This window comes from Enterobacter sp. TCD1-1, from assembly GCF_020567405.1.
In the GTDB taxonomy this organism is placed as follows: domain Bacteria; phylum Pseudomonadota; class Gammaproteobacteria; order Enterobacterales; family Enterobacteriaceae; genus Enterobacter; species Enterobacter quasiroggenkampii.
Genome location: NZ_JAJCXF010000002.1, coordinates 16,908 through 40,538 on the forward strand (window position 1 = coordinate 16,908; position 23,631 = coordinate 40,538).

Below are 23,631 nucleotides of genomic sequence, written 5' to 3' on the forward strand. Positions count from 1 at the left end.
GCACCTTCATACAAGCCTCTTCACAACTAACCGGCGATTAAATAATCACTTAGCACTTCGGTTTGCTGCCGGGCGCAGGAAGATAGCGCTGCGGATCGATGGCCGTCGCCTTATAGCGGATCTGGAAATGCAGCTTCACTGAATCCGTACCGGTGCTGCCCATGGTGGCAATCTTCTGCCCGGCTTTGACGTTCTGCCCGTTGTTGACCAGCATCGTGTCGTTGTGCGCATAGGCAGTGATGTAGTCTTCGCCATGCTTAATCATGATCAGGTTACCGTAGCCGCGCAGCTGGTTACCGACGTAAACCACCTTCCCCGCGCCGGAGGCATAAACCGGCGTACCGCGCGCAGCGGCGATATCAATACCCTTGTTGCCACCTTCAGAGAGTGAGTAAGGGGCGACCACTTTACCGCTGGCAGGCCAAATCCAGCAGCGCTGTCCAACCGGCGGCCATGACGATTGCGGCACCTGATAGGACGGCGTCACTTTGGCGGTTTTGCCTTTCGAAGAGGACTTTTTACCCGCGGACGATCCGCCGCTAACCTTCAGCTGCTGCCCCACCTCTATGGTGTAGGGCGGAGAGAGATTATTCAGCCGCGCCAGATCCTTCACGCTGGTCCCCGTTGCGCGCGAAATCCGGTACAGGGTGTCCCCACGTTTGACGGTGTAGACCGAACCGGAATAGCTTCCCGTATCCGAAGATTTGCTCCCTGAACAACCCGCCAGTAATAGCGTCAGCGTCAGGCAAAAAATAGCGGTAAGGGGTTTTCTCGTCAGGCTTCCTGCAAACAAAACAGATCCTCGGTCAGCGTGAATGGCGCACTATGATAACAGCCCAAACGAACAGGGGTCATGCCCTTTTCCGCTCTACGAGCCAAACCGTTCGTATAAGAATGCAGTATAATGCTTCGGCTGATGGTGCTGAACCACTCGGCAATTTGGCACTGGAGCATCAATGAGTATTCAAGAACACGTTATTTTGGTAAACGACCAGGGAATGGTGATTGGCACTCAGGAAAAATATGCCGCGCACACGTTACATACCCCGCTGCATCTGGCGTTCTCTTCCTGGCTTTTTAACGCAAAAGGCGAATGTCTGATCACCCGACGCGCCTTAAGCAAAAAAGCCTGGCCCGGCGTCTGGACCAACTCCGTGTGCGGCCACCCGCAGTCGGGTGAAGAGACAGTCCAGGCGATAATCCGCCGCTGCCGCTTTGAAGTGGGCGCAGAACTGACCGATATCACCGCCGTCGCCCCTGAATTTCGCTATCGGGAAACCGACCCGTCCGGGATCGTGGAAAACGAAATTTGCCCGGTGTTCGCCGCCCGCATCACCAATGACGTGACGATAAACGAAGATGAAGTGATGGACTATCAGTGGGTTGAGCTGGACGCTCTATTCCGCGCGCTGGACGCGACGCCCTGGGCCTTTAGCCCGTGGATGGTCATGGAAGCGACAACCGCCCGCGAAAAACTCAAAGCCTTCGCGGCGCAATAAAAAAGCCCCTTTCGGGGCTTTTTTTACATCTTAACGCCTTACTTCACCGGGCGCATCGCCGGGAACAGGATCACGTCGCGGATGGTGTGGCTGTTGGTGAACAGCATCACCATACGGTCGATACCAATCCCCAGACCCGCCGTTGGCGGCAGGCCGTGCTCCAGCGCGGTCACGTAGTCTTCGTCGAAGAACATCGCTTCGTCGTCGCCTGCCGCCTTCGCGTCAACCTGATCCTGGAAGCGCTGAGCCTGGTCTTCCGCATCGTTCAGCTCGCTAAAGCCGTTGCCGATTTCACGGCCGCCGATGAAGAATTCGAAGCGGTCAGTGATCTCCGGGTTCTGGTCATTACGACGCGCCAGCGGAGAGACTTCAGCCGGGTATTCGGTAATGAAGGTCGGCTGAATCAGATGCGCTTCGGCCACTTCTTCGAAGATCTCGGTCACGATACGGCCCAGACCCCAGCTCTTCTCAACCTTGATACCGATGCTTTCGGCGATCGCTTTCGCAGAATCGAAGTTATCCAGATCGGCCATATTGGTTTCCGGACGGTACTTCTTGATCGCTTCGCGCATGGTCAGTTTTTCGAACGGCTTGCCGAAGTCGAAGACTTCTTCACCGTAAGGAACCTGCGTGGTGCCCAGAATATCCTGCGCCAGCGTGCGGAACAGGGATTCGGTCAGCTCGATCAGATCTTTGTAATCCGCATACGCCATATAGAGTTCCATCATGGTGAACTCTGGGTTATGACGAACGGAGATCCCTTCGTTACGGAAGTTACGGTTGATTTCGAACACGCGGTCAAAACCACCAACCACCAGACGCTTCAGGTACAGTTCCGGCGCGATACGCAGGTACATGTCCAGGTCCAGGGCGTTGTGATGGGTGATGAACGGACGCGCAGACGCGCCGCCAGGGATCACCTGCATCATCGGGGTTTCCACTTCCATAAAGTCGCGGTTGACCATGAACTGGCGGATACCGGCCATAATCTGGGAGCGAATTTTGAAGGTCTTGCGGGATTCATCGTTAGAGATGAGATCCAGGTAGCGCTGACGATAGCGCGCTTCCTGATCCTGCAGGCCGTGGAATTTGTCCGGCAGCGGGCGCAGGGCTTTGGTCAGCAGACGCAGCTCGGTGCAATGGATAGACAGTTCACCGGTTTTGGTTTTGAACAGTTTACCTTTCGCGCCCAGGATATCGCCCAGGTCCCACTTCTTGAACTGCTCGTTGTAGATGCCTTCCGGCAGATCGTCACGGGAAACGTACAGCTGTATACGGCCGCCAACGTCCTGCAGGGTCACGAAGGAGGCTTTACCCATGATACGACGGGTCATCATGCGGCCCGCAACGGCTACTTCAACGTTCAGCGCTTCCAGCTCTTCGTTCTCTTTCGCGTCGAAGTCAGCGTGCAGTTGGTCTGAGGTGTGGTCACGACGAAAATCGTTCGGGAACGGCACGCCCTGCTCGCGCAGCGCTGCCAGCTTCTCGCGGCGGGTTTTCAGTTCGTTGTTAAGATCGACTACCGCGTCAGCGCCCTGTGCTTGTTGTTCAGACATGTTGGTTCCTCATAACCCTGCTTTCAAACTTGCTTCGATAAATTGGTCCAGGCTGCCGTCCAGCACCGCCTGCGTGTTACGGGTTTCAACCCCGGTACGCAGGTCTTTGATGCGGGAGTCATCAAGGACGTAAGAACGGATCTGGCTGCCCCAGCCGATGTCAGACTTGTTGTCTTCCATCGCCTGTTTCTCAGCATTTTTCTTCTGCATCTCCAGCTCATAAAGCTTCGCTTTCATCTGCTTCATGGCCTGGTCTTTGTTCTTATGCTGGGAACGGTCGTTCTGGCATTGCGTTACCAGCCCGGTTGGAATGTGGGTAATACGCACCGCCGATTCCGTACGGTTAACGTGCTGGCCGCCCGCGCCGGATGCGCGATAAACATCGATACGCAGGTCCGCCGGGTTGATTTCGATATCGATATCTTCATCAACTTCCGGGTAAACAAACGCGGAGCTGAAGGAGGTATGACGACGGCCACCGGAGTCGAACGGGCTCTTACGCACCAGGCGGTGAACGCCGGTTTCAGTGCGCAGCCAGCCGTAGGCATAATCACCGATGATCTTGATGGTGACGGATTTAATACCGGCCACTTCACCTTCAGACTCTTCGATAATTTCGGTTTTGAAGCCGCGCGCTTCTGCCCAACGCAGGTACATGCGCATCAGCATGCTGGCCCAGTCCTGCGCTTCGGTACCGCCGGAACCTGCCTGAATATCGAGATAGCAGTCAGCGCTGTCGTATTCGCCGGAGAACATGCGACGGAATTCAAGCTGCGCCAGCTTCTCTTCCAGCACGTCGAGTTCTGCTACGGCTTCGTTAAAGGTTTCTTCGTCGTCGGCTTCGACGGCCAGCTCCAGCAAACCGGAAACATCTTCCAGCCCCTGGGCCATTTGATCCAGCGTATCTACGATAGCTTCGAGAGAGGAACGCTCTTTACCCAGCGCCTGTGCGCGTTCAGGTTCGTTCCAGACGTCCGGCTGTTCCAGCTCGGCGTTTACTTCTTCAAGACGCTCTTTCTTGGCATCGTAGTCAAAGATACCCCCTAAGAACGTCAGAGCGCTCCGTGAGGTCCTGAATACGGTTTTTTACCGGATTAATTTCAAACATGGTCTGTTTTCTTTTATGGACTTGTCAAAATGCGGTGATAAGAGCGGGATTGTACCGAATCCACGCCCTTTTTTATAGAGATTACTGCCGCTAAATTGGCCAGATATTGTCGATGATGATCTGAAGGGTGCGGTTACCGCGAAACTCGTTGATGTCCAGTTTGTACGCCAGCTCGACCTCGCGTACGCCGTTGTCCGGCCATACCGCCGTGTCAACGTTAAAGGCAATGCCGTCCAGCAGCGGGCCGCCGCCGACCGGTTCCACCATCACCTTCAGATGACGCTCGCCGACGATGCGTTGCTGCAGCAGGCGGAAACGGCCGTCGAACAGCGGCTCCGGGAACATCTGCCCCCATGGACCGGCATCGCGGAGCATTTGCGCTACGTCCATCGTCATCTCAAGCGGTGAAAGCTCGCCATCGGACACCACTTCACCCTGCAGCAGGGCCGGGTCAATCCAGTCGGTGACCAGCTCGCCGAACAGGCGCTGAAACTCGTCGAATTTCGCCTCTTCCAGCGACAGGCCTGCCGCCATCGCATGGCCGCCGAACTTGATCATCAGGCCCGGATACAGCGTATCGAGACGCTCCAGCGCGTCGCGCATGTGCAGACCCTGAATCGAGCGGCCAGAGCCTTTCAGCGTGCCGTCGCCCGCGGGGGCGAAGGCGATCACCGGGCGGTGGAAGCGCTCTTTGATGCGCGACGCCAGAATGCCGACCACGCCCTGATGCCACTCGGGATGGTACATCGCCAGGCCGCCCGGCAGCGTATCGCCGCTGCGCTCCAGTTTTTCACACAGGGTCAGCGCTTCGGCCTGCATCCCCTGCTCAATCTCTTTACGTGTCTGGTTCAGGGCGTCCAGCTCGTTGGCCAGCACGCGCGCTTCACCAATGTTGTCGCACAGCAGCAGCGCGACGCCAACGGACATATCGTCCAGTCTTCCGGCCGCGTTCAGGCGCGGCCCGAGGGCAAAGCCCAAATCGCTTGCCGCCAGCTTGAGCGGGTCGCGGTTGGCGATTTCCAGCAGCGCCTTGATCCCCGGACGGCACTTGCCTGCCCGGATACGGCTTAAGCCCTGCCAGGTCAAAATACGGTTATTGGTATCGAGCGGGACCACGTCAGCGACGGTACCCAGTGCCACCAGATCGAGATATTCGGCCAGGTTTGGTACGGCAATACCGCGGGATTCGAACCAGCCCTTATCGCGTAACAGGGTACGCAGCGCCAGCATCAGATAAAACGCCACGCCTACGCCCGCGAGGGATTTCGACGGAAAATCACAGTCGCGCAGGTTGGGGTTAATAATCGCCTCGGCGGCAGGCAGCGTTTCACCGGGGAGATGGTGATCGGTAACCAGCACCGGGATCCCCAACGCGTGGGCATGATCGACCCCCGCATGGGAAGAGATCCCGTTATCGACGGTCATGATCATCTGCGCACCGCGGGCGTGCGCCTGATCGACCACTTCCGGGCTAAGTCCGTAGCCGTCTTCAAAACGGTTCGGCACCAGATACGTGACGTTATCGCAGCCCAGCGCGCGCAGGCTGAGCACGCTCAGCGCGGTGCTGGTGGCGCCGTCGGCGTCGAAATCCCCTACCACCACGATGCGCGTGCCCTCACGCAGGGCGTGGTAGAGCATTTCAGTGGCTTTTTCGATGCCGTTCAGCTGCTGCCAGGGCAGCATCCCTTTCACGCTGCGTTCCAGATCTTCAGCGCGACGCACGCCGCGGCTGGCGTAGAGGCGCTTCAGCAGCGGCGGGAGATCGTCCGGTAAATCAACCGGTTCAACCGCCTCGCGGCGGCGCAATTTTATCGGGGCTTTCACGCGGATTATTTACCACTAACCTGTTTCTGGTGCGCGTCGAGGAACTCTTTCATCTCTTTTGGTCCCTGATAGCCCGGAACGACATACCCGTTGCTCAGGACAATCGCTGGCGTACCGCTCACGCCAAACTGCACGCCCAGCGCGTAGTGGTTAGCAATGTCGATATCGCAGGAGGCTGGCTTAACCTCTTTTCCGCTCATCGCATCATCAAAGGCTTTGTTGCGGTCTTTCGCACACCAGATGGCCTTCATGTCCTGCTCTGGCTGGCTCTGTACGCCCGCGCGCGGGAAGGCCAGATAGCGCACGGTAATACCCAGCGCGTTGTAATCTTTCATCTCTTCATGCAGCTTGTGGCAGTAGCCGCAGGTGATGTCGGTGAAGACGGTAATGACGTGTTTTTCCTGCGCCGCCTTATAAACGATCATCTCTTTTTCGAGCGCGTTCAGGTTTTTCATCAGCAGCTGGTTGGTCACGTTGACCGGCTGCGCGCCGCTCACGTCGTACATTGGCCCCTGAATAATGTGTTTGCCGTCTTCGGTGACGTACAGCACGCCGCTGTTGGTCAGTACCGTTTTCATCCCGGCGACCGGTGCTGGCTGAATATCGCTGCCGGTGACGCCAAGCTTAGCGAGCGACTGTTTGATAGCGGCATCGTCAGCATGGGCGAAACCGGTAAAGGAGGCTGCCAGCAGGGTGAACAGCGCGAAACTCTTTTTCATAGTTGATCCTGTTACAATTCGTCGGCACTCACGCACGAGGGTGGTGCTGTTGGTGTAGCTGCCGCAGGCGTTCCGTCGCGACATGGGTGTAAATTTGCGTCGTGGAAAGATCGCTATGTCCCAGCAGCATCTGCACCACGCGTAAATCCGCGCCGTGGTTGAGCAGATGCGTCGCGAAGGCATGACGCAATACGTGCGGCGAAAGCTTTTCACTGTCGATACCGGCCAGTGTGGCGTAATGCTTGATGCGATGCCAGAACGTTTGCCGCGTCATCTGCTGCGCGCGCTGGCTCGGAAACAGAACGTCGATAGACGCGCCGTTGAGTAGCCACGGGCGACCGTGCTCCAGATACGTTTCCAGCCAGTAAACCGCCTCTTCGCCCAGCGGAACCAGCCTTTCCTTGTTTCCTTTACCGATGACGCGCACCACGCCCTGACGCAGGCTGATGTCGCTCATCGTCAGGCCAACCAGTTCCGAAACGCGCAGGCCGGTAGCATACAATAGCTCAAGCATGGCTTTATCGCGTAACTCCAGCGGCAGGTCAACTGCCGGTGACTGTAATAATCTCTCAACTTGTGCTTCGCTGAGATCTTTCGGCAGCCGCTGCGGAAGTTTTGGGGATGCCAGCAGCGCGCTGGGATCGTCTTCGCGGATCTTCTCACGGTAGAGATGCTGGAACAGCCGACGCATGGCGCTGAGCAAGCGCGCAGAACTGGTCGCTTTGTAGCCCCCTTCTACACGTTCACCGAGCAGCGCCTGCAGGTCGTCGCTTTGCGCGCTCGCCAGCGAGAGCTGCCGACGGGCCAGCCACTCCACCAGCATGGTAAGATCGCGCCGATAGGCGCTGAGCGTATTCTCGGCCAGATTTTTTTCCAGCCACAGCGCGTCGAGAAACTGTTCAACGAGTGCGAGATCCTTTTCCACATCAGCCCCTTTGATTCTGCAGTCAGGTCATTATGCCTGATTGTGACCTGTTTCTGGTACACTACGCGCAAAGTCAACGCAAGAATTGAGATAGTTACGCGATGAATATTGGTCTGTTCTATGGTTCCAGCACCTGCTACACCGAAATGGCGGCAGAGAAAATTCGCGACATCATTGGCCCGGAACTGGTGACGTTGCATAACCTGAAAGATGACGCGGTCGCGCTGATGGAACAGTACGATGTGCTGATCCTCGGCATCCCAACCTGGGACTTTGGTGAGATACAGGAAGACTGGGAAGCCATCTGGGATCAACTCGATTCAGTCAATCTCGACGGCAAGATTGTTGCCATGTACGGGATGGGAGATCAGCTGGGTTACGGGGAGTGGTTCCTGGACGCGCTCGGCATGCTGCACGACAAGCTGGCGCCGAAAGGGGTGTCGTTCATCGGCTACTGGCCAACCGAAGGTTACGAGTTCACCAGTAAAAAGCCGATTATTGCCGACGGCGAGCTGTTTGTTGGACTCGCGCTGGATGAAACCAACCAGTACGATCTTAGCGATGAACGCCTGCAAACCTGGTGCGAGCAGATTCTGGGCGAAATGGCAGAAAAGTTTAGCTAACGCGCGCTACCCCTGCGTCGTCTGTTGCAACAGCATCCGGCGCAGGTCTCGCCACTCGGCAGCATCCATACTGTCAGCCGCCAGCCACAGATGCTGGCAACGCCCGCCGTCCACCTTGCGTAACCGTAACATCATGCCGCAGTTAAGCATCCAGGGCATACCGAGAATATCCCACTCTTTACCCTGCCAGCGCAGGCGGGAATCCATCAGTAATTTAATCTCTCCCTGACGAGCATTAATGCGACGCTGGCTGCGTACGCTGTCAAACACGACAAACGACAGTAACAGCAGCCACAGCGGCGTATAGCTCAGCGGCCACGGCATCAGTAACACAAAGGCCGCAACCAGGCCGTGGAGCAACAAAGACATCCACTGCGAGCGCCACGAGACGCGAAGATCAGATTGCCACAGGACCACGTTCCCGATTCCGTGTTTGAATTAATTGCACCATCCGTTGCAACTCGGTGTCGGCGGGTTTGCCGTGGTTCATCAGCCAGTTGAATAAATCCGGATCGTCAGACTCAAGCAGGCGAACAAACAGACGCTTATCATCGTCGCTTAAGGTGTCATACTCATATTCGAAGAAAGGCATGATGGAAATATCAAGTTCACGCATGCCGCGACGGCACGCCCAGTGAATACGGGCCTTGTTGTTAATATCCATGTTCAGTTTCCTGCATTACGTTTGGCACAGTCGGTACCCCATTCAGTGTTCTTTATTTCTCTACGGGGACACCAGCTAGTGTAACGTGTTTTTGAGCGTTTCATTACTGGAATATTGCGATCGACGAGCAGGCTTCCAGAATAATCCCTACAAAGACAGCGGATTACATTATTTTGCGTGGTGTTACGCACAACCGGTTTATGGCACAAATGGCCTGTTGAAAGCGCTTGCATTGCCTGCAGGCTCTTTTACCATTAGGCATTATCAAAGCGTTAAGCAATTCAGGATATCGTTATGGCCTTTACACCATTTTCTCCTCGCCAGCCCGCCGCCTCTGCGCGTCTGCCGCTGACGCTTATTTCTCTTGATGACTGGGCGCTGGCGACGCTCACCGGTGCCGACGCCGAAAAATATCTGCAGGGCCAGGTGACCGCCGACGTCAGTCAGATGACCGAACACCAGCACCTGCTGGCCGCCCATTGCGACCCAAAAGGCAAAATGTGGAGCAACCTGCGTCTGTTCCGCCGTCAGGACGGTTTTGCCTTTATTGAGCGCCGCAGCCTGCGCGACGCCCAGCTCAAAGAGCTGAAAAAATACGCGGTCTTCTCCAAAGTCACTATCGCCCCGGACGACGAACATGTCCTGCTGGGTGTGGCCGGCTTCCAGGCGCGTGCGGCGCTGAAAAATCTGTTCAGCGAACTGCCGGATGCCGAAAAGCAGCTCGTCAGCGAAGGCGCTACCTCTATCCTGTGGTTTGAACACCCGGCAGAGCGTTTTCTGTTAGTCACCGATGCTGAAACCGCCGAGCGCGTCACCGAGGCGCTGCGCGGCGAAGCGCAGCTTAACAACAGTCAGCAGTGGCTGGCGCTGAACATCGAAGCGGGTCTGCCGATCATTGACGCCGCAAACAGCGCGCAGTTTATTCCTCAGGCAACGAACCTGCAGGCGCTGGGCGGCATCAGCTTTAAAAAAGGCTGCTACACCGGCCAGGAGATGGTCGCACGAGCAAAATTCCGCGGGGCAAACAAACGCGCGCTATGGACACTCGCGGGCCATGCCAGCCGGGTACCTGAAGCAGGGGAAGATTTAGAGCTGAAGATGGGTGAAAACTGGCGCCGTACCGGCACCGTATTAGCCGCCGTACAGCTGGATGATGGACGTCTTCTGGTGCAGGCCGTTATGAACAACGACATGGAAGCGGACAGCGTGTTCCGCGTGCGTGACGATGTGAACACACTGAGCATCGAGCCTCTGCCCTATTCACTGGAAGAGTGATGCTGTATCGCCCGGTGGCCCTGCGCTTACCGGGCCTACTTATCCCGTAGGTCGGGTAAGGCGAAGCCGCCACCCGACAAAAAACTACGCCTGCCCCACATACAAATAAATCGCCAAAAAGTGGCACACGCTGCCGCCCAGCACAAAGCCGTGCCAGATGGCATGGTTGTACGGAATACGCTTGCAGACGTAGAAAATGACGCCGAGCGAATACACCACGCCGCCTAAGGCCAGAAGCGTGACGCCCCCTATCGACAGTTTGATTGCCAGCTGGTACACCACGATCAGCGACAGCCAGCCCATGGTCAGATAGGTGACCAGCGACAGCACTTTAAACCGGTGCGCAATGGTGAGCTTAAACAGGATCCCGAGCAGCGCCAGGCTCCAGATAACAATCATCAGGCCGCGCGACAGCGGTGAGTTGAGCCCCACCAGCAGAAACGGCGTGTAGGTGCCTGCAATAAGAAGGTAGATAGCGCAGTGGTCAAACTTCTTGAGCCACATCTTGGCCCGCTGATGCGGGATCGCGTGATACAGCGTCGAGGCCAGAAACAGCAGGATCATGCTCCCGCCATACAGGCTGTAGCTGGTAATAGCCATTGCGCTGGCATTGGCATCGACCGCCTGCACCAGCAATAACACTAAACCGACAATCCCAAACACCAGGCCAATGCCGTGGCTGATGCTGTTGGCTATTTCCTCAGCCAGCGAATATCCCTGTGCGATTAATGGTCTACTCACCATACAAAACTCCGGGAAAACAAAAGATGATTATTCATCGCATCACTATGCTAACTGAGAATGATTCCAGTGAACACCTGTTAGCTAAAATAATTTCACCTCAGGATTTATACCTAAAAATCATAGGCATAAATGAATTTTTCACCTAACATTTGTTCACATTAAAATTTAACCATTAAGAATCAAGAGCATAAAAATGGATCCTGCCGTCTGGCCGCATGTTATGATGAATACATGAGGTCTGAATAAGAGTTATGCCATTGTGAGTATGTTTACCCACTCCGCCATTGCCAGTCTCAATAACCTGGAGATGATGGTCTACAACTATGTCATTAAAAACCGTGACAAAGTCATGTACATGACCATCCGCGAGCTGGCAGATGCGGCGGGTGTCTCGACGACCACTATCCTGCGCTTTTGCCGCAAGCTTAACTGCGAAGGCTACTCGGAGTTTCGCGTACGCTTTAAGCTTTATCTTGAACAGAACGAGCCCCAGCAGGCGAATTTCGGCGCCAGCGAAATTATCAGCTTCTTTAAAAGCGTAAATAATGAAGAGTTCGACGCGTTATTAGATAGTGCGGTCGATATTATTTTATCGTCGGAACGCATTATATTTGTCGGCGCAGGAACGTCAGGCTCGCTGGCAAAATATGGCGCACGTTTCTTTTCTAATATCGGAAAATTCAGTAACCATATTGATGACCCTTATTTCCCGGTCACCAATGACATGGCGAAAAATGCGCTGGCGATTGTGCTCTCCGTCTCGGGTGAGACCGAGGAGATCCTGCGCTTCGCCAGCCAGTTTAGCCTGCATCACTGCAAGGTGCTTTCCATTACCAGCCACGAGCACTCGCGTCTCGCAAAACTGGCCGACTTTAATCTCTCCTGGCACGTTCCCCAGACGCGTATTGCAGGTGTCTACGATATCACCACGCAAATTCCCGTCATCTATATTCTGGAATCTCTCGGCCGTAAGCTGGCGAAGAAACTTGCAGAATAAAACATCCTGTTTTTTTGATGTAACAAATCACATTATGCCCAATTTGTTATATCGTGACATTTAATTTCGCTTTGCTAGACTCGATGCCAATAAGCCATTTATTGAGAATAGCAGCGATGAAAAAATTGACCTTACCAAAAGATTTTTTATGGGGTGGCGCGGTTGCCGCTCACCAGGTTGAAGGCGGCTGGAACAAAGGCGGCAAAGGGCCAAGCATTTGCGACGTATTAACCGGCGGCGCACACGGCGTACCGCGCGAAATCACGCAGGACGTGGTGCCGGGGAAATATTATCCCAATCATGAGGCGATTGATTTCCACGGCCATTACAAAGAAGACATCAAGCTGTTTGCCGAGATGGGCTTCAAGTGTTTCCGCACCTCGATTGCCTGGACGCGTATCTTCCCGAACGGTGACGAAACGCAGCCAAACGAAGAAGGGCTGAAGTTTTACGACGACATGTTCGATGAGCTGCTGAAATACAACATCGAACCGGTGATCACCCTCTCCCACTTCGAAATGCCGCTGCACCTGGTGAAGGAGTACGGTAGCTGGACCAACCGTAAAGTGGTCGATTTCTTTGTACGCTTCGCGGAAGTGGTCTTTGAGCGCTACAAAAACAAGGTCAAATACTGGATGACCTTCAACGAAATCAACAACCAGCGTAACTGGCGCGCGCCGCTCTTCGGCTACTGCTGCTCGGGCGTGGTCTACACCGAACATGAAAATCCGGAAGAGACCATGTATCAGGTCCTGCACCACCAGTTTGTGGCCAGCGCCCTGGCGGTGAAAGCCGCGCGCCACATCAACCCGGAGATGAAAGTCGGCTGCATGCTGGCGATGGTGGCGCTCTATCCGTTCTCCTGCAAACCGGAAGACGTGATGTTCGCCCAGGAATCAATGCGCGAGCGCTACGTCTTTACCGACGTCCAGCTGCGCGGCTACTACCCGTCCTACGTGCTGAACGAATGGGAGCGCCGCGGGTTCTCCATCAAAATGGAAGCGGATGACGAGCAGATCCTGCGTGAAGGCACCTGCGACTACTTAGGCTTCAGCTACTACATGACCAACGCAGTGAAGGCGGAAGGCGGCACCGGCGATGCCATTTCCGGTTTCGAAGGCAGCGTACCGAACCCACACGTGAAGGCCTCCGACTGGGGCTGGCAGATTGACCCGGTAGGCCTGCGCTATTCCCTGTGCGAACTGTACGAGCGTTACCAGAAACCGCTGTTTATCGTGGAAAACGGCTTCGGCGCCTACGACAAGGTAGAAGAAGACGGCAGCATTAACGATGACTATCGCATCGACTACCTGCGTGCCCACGTGGAAGAGATGATCAAGGCCGTCACCCACGATGGCGTGGATCTGATGGGCTATACGCCATGGGGCTGTATCGACTGCGTGTCGTTTACCACCGGCCAGTACAGCAAGCGCTACGGCTTTATCTACGTGAACAAGCACGACGACGGCACGGGCGACATGTCGCGTTCCCGTAAGAAGAGCTTCGAGTGGTATAAAGGCGTGATTGCCAGCAACGGCGAGAAACTTTAACGCCGTAACGCCGGGCGGCGCTACGCTTGCACCGGCCTACGATTGATCCCCTCTCCCCTTTGGGGAGAGGGTTAGGGTGAGGGGTTTACTTCCCACCCGCCAGCTCTATAAAACTCCCCGTTACGTACGACGCCTTTTCGCTCAGCAGCCAGACAATCGCCTGGGCGACCTCTTCCGGCTGGCCGCCGCGCTGCATCGGCAGTAACGATTTTACGCGATCCACTCGCCCCGGCTCTCCGCCGGAAGCATGGATATCGGTATAGATCAGACCCGGACGGACGCAGTTAACGCGAATGCCCTGCGCTGCGACCTCCAGCGATAAACCCGTTGTCAGCGAATCCACCGCCCCCTTGGACGCGGCGTAATCCACATATTCACCCGGCGCGCCCAGACGGGACGCCGCGGAAGAGACATTTACTATCGCCCCGCCCTTGCCGCCATGTTTGAAGGACATGCGTTTTACCGCTTCCCGGCAGCAGAGGAAATAGCCCGTGACGTTGGTCGCCAGGACACGGTTAATGCGCTCGGCGGAGAGATTCTCGATGGTGGACTGCTCAAACAGGATCCCCGCATTATTGACCAGCGCGGTCAACGGCTCGCCTTCGCGATCGAGGCTGTTAAACATCGCCAGCACCTGAGCTTCATCGCTGATGTCTGCACGTACGGCAAAGGCTTGACCGCCCGCATCCACAATCTGCCTGATGACGTCCTGCGCGGCGTTAATGTTGTGATGATAGTTCACCGCCACGGTGTAGCCTTCGCGAGCCAGCTGCAGCGCGGTGGCTTTCCCGATGCCGCGGCTGGCACCGGTGACCAGTGCAATTGCCATTATCTTCTCCCAATAAAAAAGCCGGGTGGCGGCTTCGCCTTACCCGGCCTACGTTACTACAGCAGCAATGTTACTGGTATTCGCTCATCGGTACGCAGGAGCAGAACAGGTTACGGTCGCCGTAGACGTCATCGAGACGCTTCACGGTCGGCCAGTACTTGTTCGCCACACCTGCCGGGAAGACCGCCAGCTCGCGGGAATAACCGTGGTTCCACTCCGCCACCATCTCGTGCTGGGTGTGCGGGGCGTTAACCAGCGGGTTATCTTCCAGCGTCCACTCACCGTCCTGTACGCGGTCGATCTCCATGCGGATGGCCAGCATCGCGTCGATAAAGCGGTCCAGTTCGGCTTTGCTTTCCGACTCCGTTGGCTCCACCATCAGCGTGCCCGCAACCGGGAACGACATGGTAGGCGCGTGGAAACCGTAGTCGATCAGACGCTTGGCAATATCCAGCTCGCTAATGCCGGTCTGCTCTTTCAGCGGACGAATATCAAGGATGCACTCGTGCGCCACGCGACCGTCGCGGCCGGTATAGAGCACCGGGAAGGCAGACTTCAGGCGCGTCGCAATGTAGTTGGCGTTCAGAATGGCCACCTGGCTCGCCTGCTTCAGCCCTTCCGCGCCCATCATGCGGATATACATCCAGCTGATTGGCAGGATAGAGGCGCTACCGAACGGTGCCGCAGAAACCGCGCCCTGACGGGTCAGCATGCCTTCAATCTGAACCACGCTGTGGCCCGGCACAAACGGCGCCAGGTGCGCTTTCACGCCGATAGGTCCCATGCCCGGGCCGCCACCGCCGTGCGGAATACAGAAGGTTTTGTGCAGGTTGAGGTGCGATACGTCCGCGCCGATAAAGCCCGGCGAGGTAATGCCTACCTGCGCGTTCATGTTTGCGCCGTCGAGGTATACCTGACCGCCGAACTGGTGCACCACGTCGCACACTTCACGGATGGTCTCTTCGTACACGCCGTGGGTGGATGGATAGGTCACCATGATGCAGGAGAGTCTGTCGCCCGCCTGCTCGGCTTTCGCGCGCAGGTCAGCCAGGTCGATGTTGCCGTTTTTATCGCACGCCACAACCACCACTTCCATGCCCGCCATCTGGGCAGAGGCCGGGTTGGTGCCGTGGGCGGAGCTTGGGATCAGGCAGATATCGCGATGGCCTTCGTTACGGCTTTCGTGATAGTGACGGATTGCCAGCAGGCCCGCATATTCACCCTGCGCGCCGGAGTTCGGCTGCATGCAGAGCGCGTCGTAGCCGGTCAGCTTCACCAGCCAGTCGGAAAGCTGGTTGATCATCACGTGATAACCTTCCGCCTGCTCCGGCGGGCAGAACGGGTGCAGCTCGGAGAATTCAGGCCAGGTGATCGGGATCATCTCTGCCGCGGCATTCAGCTTCATGGTGCAGGATCCCAGCGGGATCATCGCCTGGTTCAGCGCCAGATCCTTGCGCTCCAGAGAGTGCATGTAACGCATCATCTCGGTTTCGCTGTGGTAGCGATTAAAGACGGGGTGCGTCAGGATGGCGTCGTTACGCAGCATGCTGTCCTGAATGGAGCGGCTGTCGAGCGCAACTTCTTTGTCGAGCGCATCAATGTCCAGACCGTGCGCGTCACCCAGCAGCACGCTGAACAGGTTCAGGATATCGTCGCGGGTGGTGCTTTCATCCAGCGTAATGCCGACGGCGTTGTGGATGTCGCTGCGCAGGTTGATCTTTGCCGCGTCCGCGCGGGCCAGCACGGCGGCCTTGTCCGCCACGTCCACGCACAGGGTGTCGAAGTAGTGGGCATGGCGCAGCTTAAGACCTTTTTGCTGCAGGCCGCAGGCCAGGATATCGGCCAGGCGGTGAATGCGGCTGGCAATGCGTTTCAGACCAGCCGGGCCGTGGAACACGGCGTACAGGCTGGCGATGTTAGCCAGCAGCACCTGTGAGGTACAGATGTTGGAGTTCGCTTTCTCGCGGCGGATATGCTGCTCGCGGGTCTGCATCGCCATGCGCAGCGCGGTATTACCGGCAGCATCTTTGGAGACGCCGATAATACGGCCAGGCATGGAACGTTTGAATTCATCTTTCGCGCCGAAGAACGCCGCGTGCGGGCCGCCGTAGCCCATCGGTACGCCGAAGCGCTGTGCTGAGCCGAATACGATATCCGCGCCCTGTTTGCCCGGCGCCGTCAGCAGCACCAGCGCCATAAAATCGGCGGCAACGCTCACAACCACCTTGCGGGATTTCAGCTCGGCAATCAGCGCGCCGTAGTCGTGAACTTCACCGGTGGTGCCCACCTGCTGCAGCAGCACGCCAAAGACATCCTGATGATCCAGCACTTTGTCAGCGTCGTCGACAATCACGTCAAAGCCGAAGGTTTCCGCACGGGTGCGCACGACGTCCAGCGTCTGAGGATGCACGTCCGCCGCCACGAAGAAGCGGTTAGCGTTTTTCAGCTTGCTCACGCGCTTAGCCATCGCCATCGCTTCGGCGGCAGCTGTCGCTTCATCCAGCAGAGAAGCGGAGGCGATATCCATGCCGGTCAGGTCCAGCGTCACCTGCTGGAAGTTCAGCAGCGCTTCCAGACGGCCCTGGGAGACTTCTGGCTGATACGGCGTATAGGCGGTGTACCAGCCCGGGTTTTCCAGCATGTTGCGCAGGATCACCGGCGGTAACTGCACGTTGGTGTAGCCCATGCCAATGTAAGACTTATAGCGCTTGTTCAGGCCGGCGATGGCCTTCAGCTCCGCCAGCGCGGCGAATTCCGTAGTGGCTTCCCCCACCTGAGGCGGCGTGGCAAGCTGGATGTCTTTTGGCACAATCTGGCCGATCAGTGCGTTTAATGAATCCGCGCCAACTGTCTTTAGCATCTCCTGCTGTTGCTGAGCATCCGGCCCAATGTGACGTTCGATGAAGGCGCCACGGTTTTCAAGCTGGCTTAAAGTCTGTGTCATGAGCGATGGTTCCTGAAACGTGCAGTGAATCGTAGTTATCTGTAACGCTGTTGCCCGGTGGCGCTAACGCGTACCGGGCCTACGTTGATCTCCAGGCCGGATAAGCGCAGCGCCATCCGGCACAACGTTATTCGTCTTCCAGTAGTGCTTCGTATGCGGTCGCATCCAGCAGCGCGGCAACCTGGGATTCGTCGCTGGCTTTGATCTTGAAGATCCAGCCGCCTTCATAAGGCTCGCTGTTGACCAGTTCTGGCGAATCGCTCAGCGCGTCGTTGACGGCAACAATTTCACCGCTTACCGGCGCGTAGATATCGGATGCTGCTTTTACGGACTCCGCCACGGCGCAGTCGTCGCCCGCGCTCACGGTCGTGCCCACGTCAGGCAGGTCAACAAACACCATGTCGCCCAGCAGCTCTTGCGCGTGCTCGGTGATCCCTACGGTGTAAGTGCCGTCCGCCTCTTTGCGCAGCCACTCGTGTTCTTTGCTGTATTTCAGTTCTGCTGGCACATTGCTCATTGAAGTTCTCCTGATAAAAATGATTAGGCGACCGGCTTACCGGCGCGAACAAAAATCGGTTTGGTCACGTTGACCGGCATTTCGCGGTTGCGGATTTGCACCACCGCCGTTTCGCCAATCCCCGCCGGCACGCGTGCCAGTGCAATACTGTAGCCCAGCGTCGGTGAGAAGGTTCCGCTGGTGATCACGCCTTCGCGAGGATTGCCGTCAGCATCGGTAAAGCGCACCGGCAGTTCGCCGCGCAGCACGCCCTTCTCGGTCATCACCAGGCCCACCAGTTGTTCAGTGCCCTTCTCGCGCTGCATCTCCAGCGCTTCACGGCCAATAAAGTCACGGTCAGCCGGTTCCCACGCGATGGTCCAGCCCATGTTGGCGGCCAGCGGAGAGACACCTTCATCCATCTCCTGACCGTAGAGGTTCATGCCTGCTTCCAGACGCAGCGTATCGCGCGCGCCCAGACCCGCAGGCTTCACGCCCGCTTCCACCAGCGCACGCCAGAAATCAGCGGCCTTCTCGTTTGGCATCGCAATTTCGTAGCCCGCTTCACCGGTGTAGCCGGTGGTGGCAATAAACAGATCGCCCGCCTGCACGCCAAAGAACGGCTTCATGCCAGCGGTGGCGTTGCGCTGCTCGTCGTTAAACAGAGAGGCGGCTTTCGCCTGCGCGTTTGGTCCCTGCACGGCGATCAGCGACAGATCGTCACGGACGGTGATGTCGATGGCATAAGGTTCGGCGTGTTGGGTGATCCAGGAGAGGTCTTTTTCGCGGGTGGCGGAGTTTACAACGAGGCGGAAGAAATCTTCAGTGAAGTAATAGACGATAAGGTCATCAATCACGCCGCCCGAGGCATTCAGCATACCGGTATAGAGCGCTTTACCCGGCGTCTTCAGTTTGGCGACGTCGTTTGCCAGCAGATAACGCAAAAACTCCCGGGTGCGGCTACCGCGCAGATCGACAATTGTCATGTGGGACACGTCGAACATACCGGCATCGGTGCGCACCGCGTGGTGCTCATCAATCTGCGAGCCGTAGTGCAGCGGCATCATCCAGCCATGGAAGTCCACCATGCGGGCGCCGCATAACACGTGTTGTTCGTACAAAGGAGTCTGTTGAGCCATCTTGTCCTCGTTGAAAAATTCACCGTGAAACCCGGTATCGGCCCCGCGTTCGGGCACCGACGCAAACGTTCTCTTTTACCTGAACTTACCACCGAAACCGGCGGTTAACCATAAGGCAAAATGGGTCATCACATTAGCTTATGACCAAAAAACGCTAAAAAGCCTACAGAGTTATTCACTGGAAAAATGCGATTAACCCCGCACAAAATTAACAATGATCTAACAGGATTTAGCACATGGTGATATTTCGTGCGGAAAATCGGGCCGAATTTCCGTAACGCGAAAAACGCGACATTAGATTATCTAATGCGAAAAATGACGTGAAATTAGAATATTTCAAACGAGGGGATTTCCCCGGCGCAGAGGCCGGGAAAATAAAGTGTGACGGGGATCTAAGTTAGCGCAGCCAGTCAGGGAGATCGTTAAGACCCATCGCCTGACGGAGAAGTTGAGGTTTGACGCCAGGAAGCGTATCGGCCAGTTTAAGACCGATATCGCGCAGCAGTTTTTTCGCCGGATTTGCCCCGGCAAACAGCTCGCGGAAGCCCTGCATCCCCGCCAGCATCATCGCCGCACTGTGCTTGCGGCTGCGCTCGTAGCGACGCAGATAGAGATGCTGGCCGATGTCTTTTCCTTCGCGATGCAGGCGACGCAGCTCCTCGACCAGCTCCGCCGCGTCCATAAAGCCAAGGTTAACGCCCTGCCCGGCCAGCGGATGAATGGTATGTGCCGCATCCCCCACCAGCGCCAGACGGTGCGCCGCAAACTGACGCGCGTAGCGGCCGGTTAACGGGAACACCTGACGCTCGCTTTCAAGCGTGCACAGGCCAAGGCGGTTATCAAAGGCCACGCACAGCGCCTGGTTAAAGGCCTCCGGCGTCGCCTCATGCATCTGCCGGGCTTTGTCCGGCACCAGGGACCAGACAATCGAGCACAGGTGCGGATCGGCAAGCGGCAGGAACGCCAGTATGCCGTCGTTGTGGAAAATCTGGCGCGCCAAGCCGCCGTGCGGCTCTTCGGTGCGGATCGTCGCGACCAGAGCGTGATGACGATAGTCCCAGAAGGTCAGCGGGATATCGGCTTTATTACGCAGCCAGGAGTTGGCACCGTCAGCACCGACCACCAGGCGCGCGGTCAGCATGTCGCCGCTCTGCAGGGTGATAAACGCCTCGTTTTCGCCCCACGCCACCTGCTGGATCTGCGCAGGCGCAATCAGCGTCACGTCGCTGCACTGCTGTGCTTTTTGCCACAGCGCGTGGTGGATCACCGCGTTTTCAACGATGTGGCCCAGATGGCTATAGCCCATGCTTTCATCATCAAAAGCAATATGACCAAAGCTGTCTTTATCCCACACCTCCATGCCGTGATAGCAACTGGCGCGGTTCGCCACAATATCTGACCAGACGCCAAGGTGCGTCAGAAGCTTTTCGCTGGCCGCATTAATGGCCGAGACGCGGAGTTCCGGCGGCGCATCCGGGGCAACGGGCTGGGGCTGTTTTTGCTCCAGTACCGCCACACGCAGGCCGCTGCCCTGTAATCCACAGGCCAATGCCAGTCCGACCATTCCGCCGCCAACGATGGCGACATCAACATTTTGCACGGTGATAACTCCTTAACGCGCAACCCAACCCAGGGTCCGCTGCGCCAGCACGTCACGTGCCGGAATGAATAGTTCCATCGCCATCAGCCCGAGATTGCGGCCCGCAACCAGCGGTGCCCAGCGATTGGCAAAAAGATGGACCAGGCCATCGGTCACACCAATGGTGGCCTCTTTATCGGCCTGACGGCGCTTCTGGTAATGACTCAGCACCGAATACGCCCCGCAGTCTTTTTGCTCGCCCCATGCCTGCGCCAGTGATTCGGCCAGGCTCATGACGTCGCGTAAGCCAAGGTTAAAGCCTTGCCCCGCGATGGGATGCAGCGTTTGCGCGGCGTTACCGACAAGCGCCAGACGATGGGAGATGGACTGAGATGCCGTGGTCAGCGAAAGCGGATAGACCGTCCGCTTGCCGGCATGGGTAATACGCCCCAGCCGCCAGCCAAAGGCTTTCTGCAGCTCGGTACAAAAACGTTCGTCGGACCAGTCCTTCACCTCTTCAGCCTTATCCTGCGGATGGCACCAGACCAGGGAACAGCGCCCGTCCGACATCGGCAGCATCGCCAGTGGGCCATGCTGCGTAAAGCGCTCAAACGCCCTGCCGTTGTGGTCAGCTGCGGTAGCGACGTTCGCAATGACCGCCACCTGGCCGTAAGGCTGCTGGCGCCACTCCACGCCGCACTGGGTGCCGAGCGACGAGCGCGAACCGTCCGCAGCGACCAGAAGCTGGCCTTCAAGAACAGAGCCGTTTTCCAGCGTCACGCTGACCGACGCTTCACTTCGGCTCACGCTGGCCACGCGCGCGGGGCAATGCAGCGTGACGCCCGGCGCGTCCTGGAGCAGGCGGAACAGACGCAATCCGACGTCGTGTAGCTCAACAACCTGACCCAGGGCATCAATCCGGTAATCCTGCGCGTCCAGCGTGACAAAGCCCGCATGGCCGCGATCGCTGACGTGAACGGTCCCGATCGCCGTAGCACGGTCGGCAATCGCCTGCCAGATCCCAATGCGGGAAAGCTGCTGGCAGGTGCCCTGCGCCAGCGCGATGGCGCGGGCATCAAAACCGGGGTGGTTGGACTCCTCTGGCGCAACGGCTTCCACCAGGTGCACCGGAAGCTGCCCCTGCGTCAAATGCGAAATGGCCAGCGCCAGCGTGGCCCCGGTCATGCCGCCGCCAACGATAATCACGCTCATGCGCGCGCCGCTGCCATCAGCGCCTCGATATCGTCAGCGTTTTTCACGACGCTGGCGGTCAGGTTTTCGTTACCGGTCTCGGTAATCACGATGTCATCTTCAATACGAATACCAATCCCGCGGTACGCTTCAGGCACGTCGGCATCCGGCGCGATATACAGACCCGGCTCCACGGTTAACACCATGCCCGGCTCCAGCACGCGCGAACGGTCGGTGCCGTAGGCGCCAACGTCATGCACGTCCAGCCCCAGCCAGTGGCTCAGGCCGTGCATAAAGTACGGTCGATGCGCATTTTCAGCAATCAGGGTATCTACGTCCCCTTTCAGGATACCGAGCCTGACCAGACCGGTAATCATGATGCGCACCACTTCACCGGTCACTTCCTGGATGGAGGTACCCGGACGATACAGCCTGAGCGCCGTCTCAAGGGATTCGAGAACAATGTCGTAAATCGCGCGCTGTGCCGGCGAGAATTTACCGTTCACCGGGAAGGTCCGGGTGATGTCCCCCGCATAGCCCTGATATTCGCAACCGGCATCAATCAGCACCAGATCGCCGTCGCGCAGCGCGCTTTCGTTTTCGGTGTAGTGCAGAATGCAGCCGTTTTCCCCGCCGCCAACAATGGTGTTGTAGGAGGGATAGCGCGCGCCGTGGCGGTTAAATTCGTGGTGAATTTCGCCTTCCAGCTGGTATTCGAACATCCCGGGACGGCATTTCTCCATCGCGCGGGTGTGCGCCAGCGCGCTGATTTCGCCCGCGCGGCGCATCACGTTCAGCTCTTCTTCAGACTTGAACAGGCGCATCTCATGCACCACCGGACGCCAGTCCGTCAGCGTGGCCGGTGCGGACAGGTTCTGCCGCGAGCCTTTGCGCAGCTTATCCAGCGCGGTGAAGACAATCTCATCGGCGTAAGCATATTCGCCCTGCGCGTGATAGAGCACGTCGAGGCCGTTAAGCAGCTGGTACAGCTGCTGGTTGATTTCGCTAAACGCCAGCGCACGGTCAACGCCCAGCTTTTCCGGTGCGGCCTCTTGCCCTAAGCGGCGACCAAACCAGATTTCGGCCGTCAGATCGCGCACGCGGTTAAAAATCACGCTGTGGTTGTGGGTGTCATCACTCTTAATCAACACCAGTACCGCTTCCGGCTCGTTAAAACCGGTGAAGTACCAGAAGTCGCTGCTCTGGCGATAGGGATATTCGCTGTCGGCGCTACGCGTCACTTCGGGCGCGGCAAAAATCAGCGCGGCGCTGCCCGGCTGCATTTTTGCCAGCAGCGCCTGACGGCGGCGCGAATACTCTTGACTCGAGATAACCATGACACCCTCCTGTGCGTTATTTTTCTTAATGTAAGGTTGGCTTGCGGACTTCCGGCGCAGTCGGCTGTGAGCGCGTAAAGTTGTCGTGGCACAGCAGTGCCGCCACGCGCACATACTCGATGATCTCTTCGAGAGACATTTCCAGCTCTTCCTGGTCTTCGTCTTCATCGTAGCCAAGCTGGGCGATGTTGCGCAGATCGTCGATCGCTTCACCCGCTTCACCGGTGACTTTATCCAGTTTAGGCTGCGTGACGCCCAGACCCAGCAGATAGTGATTTACCCACCCCGCCAGCGCATCGGCGCGATCGAACACGCTGACGTCGTCGCCTTCAGGCAGATAAAGCTGAAAAAGGAAGCCATCGTCTTCCAGCGAATCACTGATGGCGGCATGCATTTTACGCAGCGCTTCCGCCAGCTCGTGACCAAACGCCAGCCCTTCATTCGTGAGGTCGTGGATCAGCGGCTGCCATGAGCTGTCGCTGTTTCCGCCGCACAGCATGCCACTGATCAGACCGTGCATTTCGGCAGGGGTTAAACCGACTCCCTGCTGGTTCAGTAACTGGTTTAAATCCTTGTAACCAGGCATTTCGTTCTGTATAGACATGCGCATTCGTCATCATTGGGGGGAAGTT

General features: G+C 57.2%; 22 protein-coding genes. 5 read left to right on the plus strand and 17 right to left on the minus strand.

Annotated features, from left to right (window positions below; translation table 11 throughout):
• Positions 1 to 49: 49 nt before the first annotated feature.
• Positions 50 to 793: an amidase activator ActS gene (gene actS / locus LJA86_RS12925; protein WP_045335243.1), complete on the minus strand. Its 744-nt coding sequence runs from the start codon at positions 791 to 793 to the stop codon at positions 50 to 52.
• Positions 794 to 956: 163 nt separating this feature from the next.
• Here actS and idi point away from each other — a divergent pair, with 163 nt between their 5' ends.
• Positions 957 to 1,499, plus strand: coding sequence for an isopentenyl-diphosphate Delta-isomerase (idi, locus tag LJA86_RS12930; protein ID WP_039265495.1), 543 nt, complete (start codon positions 957 to 959; stop codon positions 1,497 to 1,499).
• A gap of 38 nt (positions 1,500 to 1,537) precedes the next feature.
• Here the strand turns inward: idi and lysS are convergent, their stop codons facing one another.
• From lysS to xerD, 5 genes are all read right to left on the minus strand, one after another.
• Positions 1,538 to 3,055: a lysine--tRNA ligase gene (lysS, locus tag LJA86_RS12935; protein ID WP_021242046.1), complete on the minus strand. Its 1,518-nt coding sequence runs from the start codon at positions 3,053 to 3,055 to the stop codon at positions 1,538 to 1,540.
• A gap of 9 nt (positions 3,056 to 3,064) precedes the next feature.
• Positions 3,065 to 4,163, minus strand: a protein-coding gene (prfB, locus tag LJA86_RS12940) for a peptide chain release factor 2 (protein ID WP_095908218.1) whose coding sequence is annotated in 2 segments (ribosomal slippage) — positions 3,065 to 4,087 and positions 4,089 to 4,163 — 1,098 coding nt in all. Because the reading frame shifts where the segments join, the coding sequence is not laid out codon by codon here.
• Between the two features lie 90 nt (positions 4,164 to 4,253).
• Positions 4,254 to 5,987 carry a single-stranded-DNA-specific exonuclease RecJ gene (recJ, locus tag LJA86_RS12945; protein WP_048029122.1) on the minus strand — a complete coding sequence of 578 codons (1,734 nt, stop codon included), beginning with the start codon at positions 5,985 to 5,987 and terminating at the stop codon, positions 4,254 to 4,256.
• Positions 5,988 to 5,992: 5 nt separating this feature from the next.
• The gene (gene dsbC, locus LJA86_RS12950; protein ID WP_023333302.1) at positions 5,993 to 6,706 is read right to left on the minus strand and encodes a bifunctional protein-disulfide isomerase/oxidoreductase DsbC; all 714 of its coding nucleotides are present in this window, start codon (positions 6,704 to 6,706) and stop codon (positions 5,993 to 5,995) included.
• 28 nt (positions 6,707 to 6,734) lie between these two features.
• Positions 6,735 to 7,631 carry a site-specific tyrosine recombinase XerD gene (gene xerD / locus LJA86_RS12955; protein WP_008499709.1) on the minus strand — a complete coding sequence of 299 codons (897 nt, stop codon included), beginning with the start codon at positions 7,629 to 7,631 and terminating at the stop codon, positions 6,735 to 6,737.
• Positions 7,632 to 7,732: 101 nt separating this feature from the next.
• On the opposite strand from xerD, the gene fldB reads away from it, so the two are divergent.
• Positions 7,733 to 8,254 carry a flavodoxin FldB gene (gene fldB / locus LJA86_RS12960; RefSeq protein WP_025757760.1) on the plus strand — a complete coding sequence of 174 codons (522 nt, stop codon included), beginning with the start codon at positions 7,733 to 7,735 and terminating at the stop codon, positions 8,252 to 8,254.
• A 6-nt stretch (positions 8,255 to 8,260) separates the two neighbouring features.
• On the opposite strand, the gene LJA86_RS12965 is transcribed toward fldB, so the two are convergent.
• Together LJA86_RS12965 and sdhE are read right to left on the minus strand one after the other, a co-directional pair.
• Complete coding sequence (locus tag LJA86_RS12965) at positions 8,261 to 8,671, minus strand: protein YgfX (RefSeq protein ID WP_021242050.1); 411 nt, start codon at positions 8,669 to 8,671, stop codon at positions 8,261 to 8,263.
• Positions 8,652 to 8,918: an FAD assembly factor SdhE gene (gene sdhE / locus LJA86_RS12970; protein WP_006178375.1), complete on the minus strand. Its 267-nt coding sequence runs from the start codon at positions 8,916 to 8,918 to the stop codon at positions 8,652 to 8,654. The genes LJA86_RS12965 and sdhE overlap by 20 nt, the downstream gene beginning before the upstream one ends.
• A gap of 294 nt (positions 8,919 to 9,212) precedes the next feature.
• Between sdhE and ygfZ the strand changes: the two genes are divergently transcribed.
• On the plus strand, positions 9,213 to 10,193 hold the full coding sequence (gene ygfZ, locus LJA86_RS12975) for a tRNA-modifying protein YgfZ (protein ID WP_045909913.1): 981 nt from the start codon (positions 9,213 to 9,215) through the stop codon (positions 10,191 to 10,193).
• An 84-nt stretch (positions 10,194 to 10,277) separates the two neighbouring features.
• Here ygfZ and trhA read toward each other — a convergent pair whose 3' ends face one another.
• Positions 10,278 to 10,937: a PAQR family membrane homeostasis protein TrhA gene (gene trhA / locus LJA86_RS12980; RefSeq protein WP_045335239.1), complete on the minus strand. Its 660-nt coding sequence runs from the start codon at positions 10,935 to 10,937 to the stop codon at positions 10,278 to 10,280.
• A gap of 265 nt (positions 10,938 to 11,202) precedes the next feature.
• Here trhA and LJA86_RS12985 point away from each other — a divergent pair, with 265 nt between their 5' ends.
• Together LJA86_RS12985 and LJA86_RS12990 are read left to right on the plus strand one after the other, a co-directional pair.
• The gene (locus tag LJA86_RS12985) at positions 11,203 to 11,934 is read left to right on the plus strand and encodes a MurR/RpiR family transcriptional regulator (RefSeq protein ID WP_021242053.1); all 732 of its coding nucleotides are present in this window, start codon (positions 11,203 to 11,205) and stop codon (positions 11,932 to 11,934) included.
• Positions 11,935 to 12,050: 116 nt separating this feature from the next.
• A complete protein-coding gene (locus LJA86_RS12990; protein WP_045909914.1) occupies positions 12,051 to 13,484 on the plus strand; it encodes a 6-phospho-beta-glucosidase in 1,434 nt (477 codons plus the stop codon).
• A gap of 85 nt (positions 13,485 to 13,569) precedes the next feature.
• On the opposite strand, the gene LJA86_RS12995 is transcribed toward LJA86_RS12990, so the two are convergent.
• The 8 genes from LJA86_RS12995 to LJA86_RS13030 form a co-directional block, all read right to left on the minus strand.
• The gene (locus LJA86_RS12995) at positions 13,570 to 14,313 is read right to left on the minus strand and encodes an SDR family oxidoreductase (RefSeq protein WP_045909915.1); all 744 of its coding nucleotides are present in this window, start codon (positions 14,311 to 14,313) and stop codon (positions 13,570 to 13,572) included.
• A 70-nt stretch (positions 14,314 to 14,383) separates the two neighbouring features.
• Positions 14,384 to 17,257, minus strand: coding sequence for an aminomethyl-transferring glycine dehydrogenase (gene gcvP / locus LJA86_RS13000; RefSeq protein WP_048029111.1), 2,874 nt, complete (start codon positions 17,255 to 17,257; stop codon positions 14,384 to 14,386).
• Between the two features lie 127 nt (positions 17,258 to 17,384).
• Positions 17,385 to 17,774 (minus strand): glycine cleavage system protein GcvH, encoded by a 390-nt coding sequence (gcvH, locus tag LJA86_RS13005; protein ID WP_008499718.1) that lies wholly within the window; start codon positions 17,772 to 17,774, stop codon positions 17,385 to 17,387.
• A 23-nt stretch (positions 17,775 to 17,797) separates the two neighbouring features.
• Positions 17,798 to 18,892, minus strand: a complete 1,095-nt coding sequence (gene gcvT / locus LJA86_RS13010) for a glycine cleavage system aminomethyltransferase GcvT (RefSeq protein WP_045910150.1) — start codon at positions 18,890 to 18,892, stop codon at positions 17,798 to 17,800.
• Between the two features lie 397 nt (positions 18,893 to 19,289).
• Entirely contained in the window at positions 19,290 to 20,492 is a 1,203-nt protein-coding gene (gene ubiI / locus LJA86_RS13015; protein ID WP_045909917.1) for an FAD-dependent 2-octaprenylphenol hydroxylase, read from the minus strand.
• Between the two features lie 12 nt (positions 20,493 to 20,504).
• Positions 20,505 to 21,683: a 2-octaprenyl-6-methoxyphenyl hydroxylase gene (gene ubiH / locus LJA86_RS13020; RefSeq protein WP_045909918.1), complete on the minus strand. Its 1,179-nt coding sequence runs from the start codon at positions 21,681 to 21,683 to the stop codon at positions 20,505 to 20,507.
• Positions 21,680 to 22,993, minus strand: a complete 1,314-nt coding sequence (pepP, locus tag LJA86_RS13025; RefSeq protein WP_086374948.1) for a Xaa-Pro aminopeptidase — start codon at positions 22,991 to 22,993, stop codon at positions 21,680 to 21,682. Before pepP ends, ubiH begins: the two co-directional genes overlap by 4 nt.
• A 31-nt stretch (positions 22,994 to 23,024) precedes the next feature.
• Positions 23,025 to 23,603 (minus strand): YecA family protein, encoded by a 579-nt coding sequence (locus LJA86_RS13030; protein ID WP_024906571.1) that lies wholly within the window; start codon positions 23,601 to 23,603, stop codon positions 23,025 to 23,027.
• Positions 23,604 to 23,631 lie beyond the last annotated feature (28 nt).